This window comes from Pseudomonas sp. AKS31 (assembly GCF_023634765.1).
Taxonomy (GTDB): domain Bacteria; phylum Pseudomonadota; class Gammaproteobacteria; order Pseudomonadales; family Pseudomonadaceae; genus Aquipseudomonas.
The window spans coordinates 824620-837626 of record NZ_JAMLFX010000002.1; the positions used below are offsets into that span (position 1 = coordinate 824620).

Below are 13007 nucleotides of genomic sequence, written 5' to 3' on the forward strand. Positions count from 1 at the left end.
TGCAGAAAAGGAGTGCACGATGCAACCCACTGCAAAAGCTCTGCTTGCCCTCACCTGCATGACCCTCAGTAGCGTCAGCCTTGGCGCCCAGACCCTGACCATCGCCACCGTCAACAACAGCGACATGATCCGCATGCAAAAGCTCTCGAAAACCTTCGAGACCGAGCATCCGGACATCAAGCTCAATTGGGTGGTGCTCGAAGAAAACGTCCTGCGCCAACGCCTGACCACCGACATCGCCACTCAGGGCGGTCAGTTCGACGTGTTGACCATCGGCATGTACGAAGCGGCACTGTGGGGCGCCAAAGGCTGGCTGGAACCGATGAAGGATCTGCCGGCCAGTTACGCCCTCGACGACGTGTTTCCGTCGGTGCGTGAAGGCCTGTCGGTCAAGGGTTCGCTGTACGCCCTGCCGTTCTACGCGGAAAGCTCGATCACCTATTACCGCACCGACCTGTTCAAGAATGCGGGCCTGAGCATGCCCGAGCGTCCGACCTGGGAACAGATTGCCGGTTTCGCCGAAAAACTCACGAATAAGGATAAGGAACAGTACGGCATCTGCCTGCGCGGCAAGGCCGGCTGGGGCGAGAACATGGCGCTGATCACCACGGTTGCCAACGCCTATGGCGCGCGCTGGTTCGATGAGAAGTGGCAGCCGGAATTCACCGGGCCGGAATGGAAAAACGCGCTGAATTTCTACGTCGACACCATGAAGAAATCCGGCCCGCCGGGCGCTTCCAGCAACGGTTTCAACGAAAACCTTGCACTGTTCAACAGCGGCAAATGCGCGATCTGGGTCGATGCCAGCGTCGCCGGCTCGTTCGTCACCGACAAGACCCAGAGCAAAGTCGCCGATCACGTCGGCTTCACCTTCGCCCCGCATCAGGTCACCGACAAAGGCTCGGCCTGGCTCTACTCGTGGGCGCTGGCGATCCCGACCAGCTCCAAAGCCAAAGACGCCGCGAAACAATTCAGCGCCTGGGCGACCTCCAAAGAATACGGCGAGCTGGTGGCCAAAACCGACGGCATCGCCAACGTACCGCCCGGCACCCGCGCTTCGACCTACAGCGACGCTTACATGAGCGCCGCACCGTTCGCCAAGGTCACGCTGGAATCGCTGAAAGCGGCTGACCCAAGCAAACCGACGCTGAAACCAGTGCCGTACATCGGCATACAACTGGTGACCATTCCTGAGTTCCAGGCGGTGGGCACCCAGGTCGGCAAGCTGTTCTCGGCAGCGCTGATCGGCCAGACCACGGTGGATCAAGCCTTGGCTGCCGCTCAGCAAACCACTGAACGCGAGATGAAGCGCGCCGGTTATCCCAAGTAATCGTCACTAAACCTGTGGGAGCTGGCTTGCCAGCGATGAGGTCGGCACATTCAACATTGCTGTCGGCTGAACTGTCGCTATCGCTGGCAAGCCAGCTCCCACAGGGTCCGCGCCGATGTCAGGAATGTTGTCTTTCCTGAACATGTTTCTGCACCCAATTGGTTGTGATCACCATGAATACTTCAACTGCCAAAGCCCACCTCGACCTGTCGCAACCTGCGCGCAAGGTCCGCGTACGCAATCCCGGCTGGTTTCTGGTCAGCCCTTCGGTGGCCCTGTTGCTGCTGTGGATGATCGTGCCGCTGGGCATGACCATCTACTTTTCGATGATCCGCTACAACCTGCTCTACCCCGGTGAAAACCAGTTCGTCGGGCTGGAGAACTTCACCTATTTCCTGACCGACTCGGGCTTCATGCCCGGTGCCACCAACACGCTGCTGCTGGTCGGTAGCGTGTTGCTGATCAGCGTGGTCTTCGGCGTGCTGATCAGTGCCTTGCTGGAGGCCAGTGAGTTCCTCGGTCGCGGCATCGTGCGGGTCATGCTGATTTCGCCGTTCTTCATCATGCCCACGGTCGGTGCGCTGATCTGGAAGAACCTGATTTTCCATCCGGTCTCGGGGATCCTCGCCTACATCTGGAAGCTGTTCGGCGCGCAACCGGTGGACTGGCTGGCGCACTACCCGCTGCTGTCGATCATCATCATTGTCTCGTGGCAATGGCTGCCCTTCGCCATTCTGATTCTGATGACGGCCATGCAGTCCCTCGATCAGGAACAGAAAGAAGCCGCGCGCCTCGACGGTGCGGGGCCGATCGCAATCTTCTGGCACCTGACCCTGCCGCATCTGGCACGGCCGATTGCCGTGGTGGTGATGATCGAAACGATCTTCCTGCTGTCGGTGTTCGCCGAGATTTTCACCACCACCAACGGCGGCCCCGGATACGCCTCGACCAACCTCGCTTACCTGATCTACAACCAGGCGCTGGTGCAGTTCGACGTCGGCATGGCCTCGGCGGGCGGCTTGATTGCCGTGGTCATCGCCAATATTGCCGCGATCATTCTGGTACGGATGATCGGCAAAAACCTGACTGACAAAGCCTGAGGCCTGCCATGACTCTTCAACAATCCCGCCGGCTGCAAAGCCTGCTGCTCGGCACCCTGGCCTGGGCCATCGCGATCATGATTTTCTTCCCGATCTTCTGGATGGTGATGACCAGTTTCAAAACCGAAATCGACGCCTTCGCCACGCCGCCGCAGTTCATCTTCACGCCGACGCTGGAGAACTACCTGCACATCAACGAGCGCAGCGACTACTTCAGTTTCGCCTGGAACTCAGTGGTGATCTCGTTCAGCGCCACGGCCCTGTGCCTGTTGATCGCGGTGCCAGCGGCGTACTCGATGGCGTTCTACGAAACCCAGCGCACCAAAGGCACGCTCCTGTGGATGCTCTCGACCAAGATGCTGCCGCCGGTGGGCGTGCTGATGCCGATCTACCTGCTGGCGAAGAGCTTCGGCCTGCTCGACACGCGCATCGCGCTGATCGTGATCTACACGATGATCAACCTGCCGATTGTGGTCTGGATGGTTTACACCTACTTCAAGGACATCCCCAAAGACATCCTCGAAGCCGCCCGCCTCGACGGCGCCACGCTGTGGCAGGAAATGGTCCGCGTGCTGCTGCCGATCGCCAAAGGTGGCCTCGCCTCGACCGTGCTGCTGTCGCTGATCCTGTGCTGGAACGAGGCCTTCTGGTCGCTGAACCTGACCTCCTCAAAAGCCGCGCCGCTGACCGCGCTGATTGCCTCGTATTCAAGCCCGGAAGGCTTGTTCTGGGCCAAGTTGTCGGCGGTCTCGACGCTGGCCTGTGCGCCGATCCTGATCTTCGGCTGGATCAGCCAGAAGCAACTGGTGCGCGGCCTCTCGTTCGGCGCCGTGAAATGAAGATTGAAAAGCAAAAGATCGCAGCCTTCGGCAGCTCCTACTCGGAATGTCGTATCGGCATAACTCTCCTGTAGGAGCTGCCGCAGGCTGCGATCTTTTGATCTTAAAAAAACAACAATGCGGAGGCCCATCATCATGGCCAACCTGAAAATCAAGAATCTGCAAAAAGGCTTCGAAGGTTTTTCCATCATCAAAGGCATCGACCTGGAAGTGAACGACAAGGAATTCGTGGTCTTCGTTGGCCCTTCGGGCTGCGGCAAATCCACCCTGCTGCGGCTGATCGCCGGCCTCGAAGAAGTGAGCGACGGCACCATCGAACTCGATGGCCGCGACATCACCGAAGTCAGCCCGGCCAAGCGCGATCTGGCGATGGTGTTCCAGACCTACGCGCTGTACCCGCACATGACGGTGAAAAAGAACATGTCGTTCGCCCTCGATCTGGCCGGCGTGCCGAAAGCCGAAGTCGAGAAGAAAGTCGGCGAAGCGGCGCGCATTCTCGAACTCGGGCCGATGCTAGAGCGCAAACCGAAGCAGCTCTCCGGTGGCCAGCGCCAGCGCGTGGCGATTGGTCGCGCCATCGTGCGCAATCCGAAGATTTTCCTCTTCGACGAACCGTTGTCCAACCTTGATGCTGCACTGCGGGTGCAGATGCGCCTGGAACTGCTGCGCCTGCACAAAGACCTGCAAGCGACGATGATCTACGTGACCCACGATCAGGTCGAAGCGATGACCATGGCCGACAAGGTCGTGGTGCTCAATGGCGGCAAGATCGAGCAAGTCGGCTCGCCACTGGACCTGTATCACAACCCGGCGAACCTCTTCGTTGCCGGGTTCCTCGGCACGCCGAAAATGGGCTTCCTCAAGGGCAAGATCGCCCGTGTCGACGGCCAGAGCTGCGAAGTCTCGCTGGACGCCGGCACGCGCATCACCCTGCCCTTCAACGCCGCCAATCTGAGTGTCGGCAGCGCCGTGACCCTGGGCATTCGCCCGGAGCATCTGGAGCTGGCGCAACCGGGCGACTGCACGCTGCAGGTCACCGCAGACGTCAGCGAACGCCTGGGCAGCGATACCTTCTGCCACGTCAAAACCACTGCCGGCGAAGCCCTGACCATGCGCGCGCGCGGTGATCTGGCCAGCCGTTACGGCGAACAACTGAATCTGCACCTCGACCCGGCGCACTGCCATTTATTCGATGCCGAAGGTGTCGCGTTGACCCGTCCGCTGCGCGCTGCGGCCTGATTTCGAGAATCCCCGATGAAACTCAACCAACAGAACCTCCATCGTCTGGCCGCTGAAGTACAACTGCCGGCCTACAGCCTCAGCGACACCCGCCAGGGCATCGCGCACATTGGTGTCGGCGGCTTCCATCGCGCGCATCAGGCGTATTACACCGATGCGCTGATGAACACCGGCGAAGCCCTCGACTGGGCCATTTGCGGCGTTGGCCTGCGCGCCGAGGACCGCCGCGCCCGCGACGACCTCAAGGAGCAGGATTACCTGTTCACCCTGTTCGAACTCGGCGACAGCGACGACACCGAAGTCCGCGTGATCGGTGCGATTCGCGACATGTTGCTGGCCGAGGATAGCGCTCAGGCGTTGATCGACAAACTCGCCGACCCACAGATTCGCATCGTCTCGCTGACCATCACCGAGGGCGGTTACTGCATCGATGACAGTAACGGCGAATTCATGGCCCACCTGCCGCAGATCCAGCATGACCTGGCCCATCCCGAGGCACCGAAAACCGTGTTCGGCTTCTTGTGTGCCGCCCTGGAAAAACGCCGTGCGGCGGGCATTCCGGCGTTTACCGTGATGTCTTGCGATAACCTGCCGCACAATGGCGCCGTGACGCGCAAGGCGCTGCTGGCGTTTGCCACATTGCGCGATAGCAATCTGTGCAGCTGGATCGACGCCAACGTCAGTTTCCCCAACGCCATGGTCGATCGCATCACACCGATGACCAGCACTGCCCATCGCCTGCAACTGGCCGACAAACACGGCGTCGACGATGCCTGGCCGGTGGTCTGCGAGCCATTCGTGCAATGGGTGCTGGAGGACAAATTCGTCAACGGTCGCCCTGCCTGGGAAAAGGTCGGCGTGCAGTTCACCGACGATGTTTCGCCCTATGAAGAAATGAAGATCAAACTGCTCAACGGCAGCCACTTGGCGCTGACGTATCTGGGCTTTTTGAAGGGTTATCGGTTTGTTCACGAAACCATGAACGACCCGCTGTTCGTGCGTTACATGCGCGCTTATATGGATCTGGACGTGACCCCGCAGTTGGCGCCGGTGCCGGGCATCGACCTGACGGATTACAAAAACACGCTGGTGGCGCGCTTCTCCAATCAGGCGATTGCCGATCAACTGGAGCGGGTCTGCTCAGACGGCTCGTCGAAGTTTCCCAAGTTCACCATTCCTACCATCAACCGGTTGATTGCCGATGGGCAGGAAACCAAGCGCGCGGCGTTGGTGGTGGCGGCGTGGGCGTTGTATTTGAAAGGTGTGGACGAGAATGGTGACACCTATTCGATCCCCGATCCGCGCGCGGCGTTTTGTCAGGCGTTGGTGGCAGACGATGCTTTAATCACCCAGCGGTTGTTGGCGGTCGAGGAGATTTTCGGCACGGCGATCCCGCGTTCGGCGGAGTTTGTCGCGGCGCTTGAGTGGTGCTGCAACAGCTTGCGTGAAGAGGGTGTGACGCGGACTTTGCAGCGGATTCTGGATTGAAAAGCCCCTAACCCTAGCCCTCTCCCGGAGGGAGAGGGAACTGACCGAGTGTTTTGTACAAGTTACATCGACCTGAAAGTCTGGAGTCAAACTCAGATTTTGAACAGCCCCCGATCGGCTCCCTTTCCCCCTCGCCCCCTTGGGGGAGAGGGCTGGGGTGAGGGGGTAAGCTCTTGATCTTCACCACACCCGAGTGGTTCACACATGACAACACAACAACTGTTCCTCGGCATCGACTGCGGCACCCAAGGCACCAAAGCCATCATCCTTGACGCCGTCAGCGGTCAAGTCCTCGGCCAGGGCGCCGCTGCGCACACGATGATCAGCGGCGCCAACGGCCGCCGCGAACAAGACACCCAGCAATGGCTGGAAGCCTTCGCCCTCGCCACCCGCCGCGCATTGCTGGCGGCGAATGTCGACGGTCAGTCGATCCTCGCCATCGGCGTCTCTGGCCAGCAACACGGCCTGGTCCTGCTCGATGATCAAGGTGAAGTCCTGCGCCCGGCCAAGCTCTGGTGCGACACCGAGACCAGCGCCGAAAACGACCGCCTGCTGGTTCATCTGGGCGGCGAAAAAGGCTCGCTGGAACGCCTCGGCGTGGTCATCGCGCCGGGCTACACCGTGTCGAAACTGCTCTGGACCAAAGAACAACACCCCGTGGTGTTCTCGCGCATCGCACGCATCCTGCTGCCGCACGACTATCTGAATTTCTGGCTCACCGGCCGCGCCTGCAGCGAATACGGCGACGCCTCGGGCACTGGCTATTTCAACGTGCGCACCCGCCAGTGGGACTTGCAACTGCTGCGCGACATCGACGCCAGCGGACGCCTGCAAGCGGCACTGCCTGAGTTGATCGATGCACATCAATCAGTCGGCACAATCCTCCCAGCCATCGCCGAACACCTCGGCATCAACCCTGACGCGCTGGTATCGAGCGGTGGCGGCGACAACATGATGGGCGCCATCGGCACCGGCAACATTCAGCCCGGCGCGATCACCATGAGCCTCGGTTCTTCCGGCACGGTGTACGCCTATTCCGAGGTGCCGAAAGTCAGCCCGGACGCCTCGGTCGCGACGTTCTGCTCGTCGAGTGGCGGCTGGCTGCCGCTGATCTGCACCATGAACCTGACCAACGCCACCGGCGCGATTCGCGAGCTGTTTGACCTCGATCTTGAGCAGTTCAACCACCTCGTCGCCGAGGCCCCCATCGGCGCCGACGGCGTGAGCATGCTGCCGTTCCTCAACGGCGAGCGTGTTCCCGCCCTGCCCCACGCCACCGGCAGTCTGCACGGTTTGACGCTGGACAACCTGACCCAGGCCAATCTGTGCCGCGCCGCCGTCGAAGGCACGACCTTCGGGCTGCGTTACGGACTGGATTTGCTCCGCCAGAATGGTTTACAAAGCCGCAGCATTTGCCTGATCGGCGGCGGTTCGAAAAGCGCGGTGTGGCGGCAGATCGTCGCCGACATCATGAACACCCCGGTGATCTGCACCGAACAAAGCGAAGCCGCCGCCCTCGGCGCAGCGATTCAAGCGGCGTGGTGCAAATCCTGGTCGAACGGCCACGAAGACACCCTCGCCGACCTGTGCCAGCGCTGCGTGAAACTCGATTCAAGCAGTGAAACCCTGCCGATTGCCGCCAACGTCGCGGCGTTCCAGCAGGCCTATGAACGCTATCAACAGCATGTCGCAACCCTATAAAGAGCAAACAATTATGTATTTGGTGTGTGGCGAAGCCCTGTTTGATTTTTTCAGTGAAGACGACGCCAGCGGTCTGGCCTCGAAAGTGAATTTCAAGGCGATTGCCGGCGGCTCGCCGTTCAACGTCGCCGTCGGTTTGCGCCGTCTGGGCGTGGACTCGGCCTTGTTTGGCGGGCTGTCCACCGATTACCTCGGCCGCCGCTTGCAGCGAGTGCTGCAGGATGAAGGTGTGTGCCCGGACTATCTGGTGGACTTCGCCGCACCGACCACGTTGGCCATGGTCGCCGTCGGTGCCAATGGCTCGCCGCACTACAGCTTTCGTGGTGAAGGCTGCGCGGACCGGCAGTTGAGTCTGGCGCATCTGCCGGTGCTGGGACCGGATGTTCGCGGCTTGCACATCGGCTCGTTCTCGCTGGTGGTGCAGCCGATCGCCGATACCTTGCTCGCACTGGTGCAGCGTGAAAGCGGCAAACGCCTGATCACCCTCGACCCGAACGTACGCCTCAACCCTGAGCCGAACATCGACCTGTGGCGCGAACGCATCGCGACGCTGGTGCCACTGGCCGATCTGATCAAGGTCAGCGACGAAGACCTGAGCCTGCTTTACCCCGAACAGGACCCGCAACGCGTAATCGAAGGCTGGCTCGAACACCGCTGCCAGATCGTCTTCCTCACCCGGGGCGGCGACGGTGCCAGCGTGTTCAGCCGCCGCCATGGCAGCTGGTCGGTACCGGCGGCCTCGGTGAAGATCGCCGACACCGTTGGCGCGGGCGATACCTTCCAGACCGCGCTGATCACCTGGCTGACCGAGCACGGTCTGGATTCAGTCGAAGGCGTTCAGCAACTCGCTCGCGAGCAGATCGACGCCATGCTCAAGTTCGCCGTGCAAGCCGCCGCGCTGACCTGCAGCAAGACCGGCCCGGATCTGCCCTATCGTCACCAATTGAGCTGAGCGCGTAGACTGTCGGCCTTTTTGCGCACGACGGGATAACGGCTTTTGAATTACAGGCAGACGCTTGGACTACTGACACTGGCAACGCTACTGAGCGGGTGCGGCACCTCGCCGCCCCGCTCGCCGGAAGACATCTGCGAAATCTTCCGCGAAAAAAGCGACTGGTACGACGCTGCGCAAGTCACGCAAAAACGCTGGGGCGTGCCGATTCAAGTGCCCTTCGCGATCATGTATCAGGAATCCGGCTACCGCTACGACGCCAAGACCCCGCGCAAATACTTGCTCTGGGTGATCCCGTGGGGCCGCGTCTCGACCGCTTCAGGTTATGCGCAAGCCAAAGACGAAGTCTGGGCCGACTACCAGAAAAGCACCGGCCGCAACTGGGCCGACCGCGAAGACTTCGACGACGCCATCGACTTTGTCGGCTGGTACATGGACAAAACCTATTCGATCAATGGCGTCTACAAGTACGACGCCTACAACCAGTACCTCAACTACCACGAAGGCTGGGGCGGGTTCCGCAACAAGACCTACGCGAGCAAGGCCTGGCTGATGCCAACGGCGCGCAAAGTGCAGAACCGCTCGGACGTGTATGCGCGGCAATATGGCGGATGCAAAGAGGATCTGAATCGGGGGTTCTGGAGCCGGTTCTGGCATTGGTTGTAGTCGTCCCGGGATCCCGTGCAGGAGCTGCCGAAGGCTGCGATCTTTTGATTCTGATCTTGATGCAAGCTCCAAAGATCGCAGCCTTCGGTACCTCCTGCATCGACGACATTGGTGGCTCTCTATACGAAAAAAACTCCCCTGCCTAGCTGTCAACTCTGACAGCTAGGCAGGGGAGTTTTTTGTTTGTCTACTGGATGCAGGAGAGTGCTGGCGCTCCTTCATTACTCATGGAAGAAAATCTTATGAACGCGTTCGTGAAACCACTTATCGCCGTCGCCTCATTGCTACCCATGTTCACCTTGATAAACAACGTACAGGCCAGCCAACCGGTACCTGTTGGTCCTGACACAGGAGAGTGCCGGGCGTCTGGCGTGTTGGAAACAACCCGAGCTTTGGGCTTTTGCGTCGAAAACGGAGTGAAAAAGGCCTGGTTCAGAAATGCAAATCCGACCAAGCTGATTAACCTCAAACCTTTGCAGGCCAATCGGTCCTGCGACAGTAGCTTTCTGACACAGAACATCATGACAGGAACCTGTGATCAGCTTCTGGGACCTGTCTTGGGCAAGGTACCAGTGTTCTGGCCCGTTGCCTTCCCCAACGAGGAGCCCAAACGTCTGCAACCCTTGCCGCTTGATACCGGAGCAGAACTACGCGCCGCGACGCTCTTTGGCAATGTGGCGGGCCAAAGTATTACCCTTTTGGGTAACACCGCCGTGGTGTGGCCCTTTGAAAAAAGAGGTGAACCGGTCCAGGTCTCAGTCCGAAATGACAATTGTCGGGTCGCCGCTATTATTGATTCCAATGTCGATAGCACCACGCTCGTGGCACTCAATTGTCCACACCTGTTGGGAAACCCGAAGGCCACAATCGCCACGTTCAACGGCACAAAGTACGTCATGAAAGCGCTGAAACTCCCCCCAGCGGCGACGTATTGCGAAGTGGTGGGCATCAATAGCCAGAGTCAGGCTGCAGGCACTTGCCATTACGCCAACAACTTTACCGCTGCAACCTACTGGTCAGGACCTGATGCAGAGGCGAAAACACTGGTGTCCACCCAAAACTATCCGGTGGAAGTCGTACATTTCAATAACAACGGCTCCGCCATCGTTAAAGTCCTCCCAGCACAGAACCAAGAAATCCCGGCCTTCTGGCGCACTTCAACAGACGATGCAGACCCGCTGCCAACGCCGCAAAACTTCAATAACTGCCGTGTTGACGCCTTGGCCGTGAGTGTTGATACAGCACTCATGACTTGCGCCTCCGAGCACCTCTCCATACCCAATACTGTCTTTACCTGGAGCCCGAATGGTGGCTTGAACAGTATTCAACCTGCCGCTGGCACTGACGAATACGTGGGAGAAGCGATATCAAGCTCGGCACTGGAAGCGGTCGGCTCGTTTCAGGCAGGCTCGAAAATCAGAGCCTTCATAAGCACACTGCCCTGACCTGATAATGGGCCAGGGCAGCATCGCCCCTGGCCCTTTTACAAGACCGAAAAGCTATAACTCACAATCAACCGGGTCTCATCCACATCCCGGGCAAACTTCTCGTAGTTGGTGCGATACGTCGCATTGCGCAAACGCAGACTCACATCCTTGAACGTGCCCGTCTGAATCACATACTTCAACTCGCTGTCGCGTTCCCACTCCTTCCCTTCCTGATCACTGCCCAACACCTTGATGTGATCACCGTTCACATAGCGCGTCAGGAAACTCAAACCATTAATGCCAATAACCTTGAAGTCATAGTCATAACGCAACTGCCACGAGCGTTCCTGCGCGGCGGCGAAGTCGTTGACCTGCACGTAGTTGACCAGATACGGGTTGCTGCCATCGAGGTACGGCATCGAGTTGTCGCCGTTCATGCGCTGCCAACCGGCGCTGAAGGTATGACCGCTGTGCGCGTAAGAGAGCATGCCGCTCAGCGCACGGTTATCGATAGAACCGGCCTTGGCATCACCGCTGTCAGCACTTTTCAGCACCCGCAGATCCGCCTTAAGTACACCGCCACCTAACGGTTGATTACCCAATAGCCCGACAAAGTGCTGACGATAAATGTCTTCCAGTTCGGCGTAGTGATACTGCGCGGTCAGGCGATCATTGATCTTGTAATCAAAGCCGTACATGTCGAAATGGTCGGCGGTGGTGTTGCACGCATAACGCTTGTTCTTGCAGTGCACGCGGATGTCTTGCGAATCGGTGGAGTCACGCGCGGTGTACTTGTCCAGGCGCGCGGCCATGAAGGTCAGGTCTTTGACCTCTTTAGAGGTGAGCATGGCGCCATTGAACATCGTCGGCAGCAAACGACCGTCGTTGTATTTCAGCAACGGCAGATCCGGCAGCAGCGCGCCGTACTTCAGCACCGTGTCCGAGACCTTGACCTTGGCGGTCAGGCCCATTTTCGCGTACTGACCTTTCGAGCCGCGCGGGTCGTTGCCGCTGGAGGGCAGCAAGCCGCTGTTGCTGCGGTCCGGGCTGGAATCGAGTTGAAAACCGAGCATGCCCAGCGCATCGATACCAAACCCCACCGCACCTTCGGTGTAGCCCGATTGCAGATTGAGAATAAAGCCCTGAGCCGACTCTTCACGCTTGGAGGCGCCCTGATCGTTCGCGGTGTGCCCATCACGGAAATCGCGGTTGAAGTACACCGTGCGCGATTCGATTTTCGCCGTGGTGTCTTCAAAAAATCCGCTGGCCTGAACCTGCGCGGTAAAACCTGCGCACAGCACGAAGGCTCCGAAGCCAAACGACTGGCGCGGGGTGATGAGGGGAAATGGGGGACGCATGAAAAACTCCAACAATGCAGCGTTTGCGCAGCGCGCAACAAGCCAGAAAATAGCTCCCGTCCCAGGTCGGAATGAGCCGGGAGGAAGTGGACACGCAAGGGTGAACGGCAATGATGGCAGATGGCTTTGACGTGCTACAGGCGACTTTAGTCTGTATCTGACTGATGATTCTTCAACCCGGGGTCGTGGGAAAAGTCGCCGGCAATGAGCGCCAATTCGTGACAAGCGCCCGATTTCATTGGACGAAACACCTCACCTAAGGGTTTTCCCTATACCGCAAACCTGCCAGACCTACGGCTTTTGCGCCTTGAACGAGGCCGCTTAATCCTCCATCATCCGTCCCCTGCTTATTCAACGGACGGAATTCAAGGCATGCTGGACGCCAACGCAACCCACATTACCCTCACGCTTGAAGGCGCCAACGCCGACCTGCAAGTCCTCAGCTTCACCGGTCGCGAAGCCCTCAACGAACCGTTCCGTTTCGACCTCGAACTCGTCAGCGCCCGCCCCGACCTCAAGCTCGAAGAGCTGCTGCACAAGCCCGGCGTCCTGACCTTCGGCCCGACCGGCGAAGGCAAGATCCACGGTCTGGTCTATCGCATCGAGCAAGGCGATTCCGGCAAAACCCTGACCCGTTACAGCCTCAGCCTGGTGCCACAACTGGCCTACCTGCGGCACAACCACGATCAGCAGATTTTCCAGCAACTGACTGTGCCGAAGATCATCGCCCAGGTCCTGGAAGATCGCGGCATCCTCGCCGACGCCTACAGCTTCCAGCTCGGTGCCGAATACCCGCAACGCGAATACTGCGTGCAGTACGACGAATCCGACCTGCACTTCATCCAGCGCCTGTGCGAAGAGGAAGGCATTCACTTCCACTTCCAGCACAGCAGCAGCGGCCACAAAC

General features: G+C 59.3%; 11 protein-coding genes. 10 read left to right on the forward strand and 1 reads right to left on the reverse strand.

Going from position 1 to position 13007, the window contains the following annotated elements; all coding sequences use genetic code 11:
• The first annotated feature begins 19 nt into the window (after positions 1-19).
• From M9827_RS09650 to M9827_RS09690, 9 genes are all read left to right on the forward strand, one after another.
• Positions 20-1330 (forward strand): ABC transporter substrate-binding protein, encoded by a 1311-nt coding sequence (locus tag M9827_RS09650; protein ID WP_250605249.1) that lies wholly within the window; start codon positions 20-22, stop codon positions 1328-1330.
• Positions 1331-1503: 173 nt separating this feature from the next.
• A complete protein-coding gene (locus M9827_RS09655; protein ID WP_250605250.1) occupies positions 1504-2430 on the forward strand; it encodes a carbohydrate ABC transporter permease in 927 nt (308 codons plus the stop codon).
• Positions 2431-2438: 8 nt separating this feature from the next.
• Positions 2439-3269 carry a carbohydrate ABC transporter permease gene (locus M9827_RS09660; protein ID WP_250605251.1) on the forward strand — a complete coding sequence of 277 codons (831 nt, stop codon included), beginning with the start codon at positions 2439-2441 and terminating at the stop codon, positions 3267-3269.
• A gap of 135 nt (positions 3270-3404) precedes the next feature.
• Positions 3405-4508 carry an ABC transporter ATP-binding protein gene (locus M9827_RS09665; RefSeq protein WP_250605252.1) on the forward strand — a complete coding sequence of 368 codons (1104 nt, stop codon included), beginning with the start codon at positions 3405-3407 and terminating at the stop codon, positions 4506-4508.
• Between the two features lie 15 nt (positions 4509-4523).
• Positions 4524-5996: a mannitol dehydrogenase family protein gene (locus tag M9827_RS09670; protein ID WP_250605253.1), complete on the forward strand. Its 1473-nt coding sequence runs from the start codon at positions 4524-4526 to the stop codon at positions 5994-5996.
• 204 nt (positions 5997-6200) lie between these two features.
• Positions 6201-7697 carry a xylulokinase gene (gene xylB / locus M9827_RS09675; RefSeq protein WP_250605254.1) on the forward strand — a complete coding sequence of 499 codons (1497 nt, stop codon included), beginning with the start codon at positions 6201-6203 and terminating at the stop codon, positions 7695-7697.
• 13 nt (positions 7698-7710) lie between these two features.
• Positions 7711-8649, forward strand: a complete 939-nt coding sequence (locus M9827_RS09680) for a carbohydrate kinase family protein (RefSeq protein ID WP_250605255.1) — start codon at positions 7711-7713, stop codon at positions 8647-8649.
• Between the two features lie 45 nt (positions 8650-8694).
• Entirely contained in the window at positions 8695-9315 is a 621-nt protein-coding gene (locus tag M9827_RS09685; protein WP_250605256.1) for a transglycosylase SLT domain-containing protein, read from the forward strand.
• A gap of 242 nt (positions 9316-9557) precedes the next feature.
• Positions 9558-10760, forward strand: a complete 1203-nt coding sequence (locus M9827_RS09690) for a hypothetical protein (RefSeq protein WP_250605257.1) — start codon at positions 9558-9560, stop codon at positions 10758-10760.
• 38 nt (positions 10761-10798) lie between these two features.
• On the opposite strand, the gene M9827_RS09695 is transcribed toward M9827_RS09690, so the two are convergent.
• On the reverse strand, positions 10799-12100 hold the full coding sequence (locus M9827_RS09695; protein ID WP_250605258.1) for an OprD family porin: 1302 nt from the start codon (positions 12098-12100) through the stop codon (positions 10799-10801).
• 372 nt (positions 12101-12472) lie between these two features.
• Between M9827_RS09695 and tssI the strand changes: the two genes are divergently transcribed.
• Positions 12473-13007 (forward strand): type VI secretion system tip protein TssI/VgrG (gene tssI, locus M9827_RS09700; RefSeq protein ID WP_250605259.1); only part of this gene is annotated, 535 nt, incomplete at its 3' end.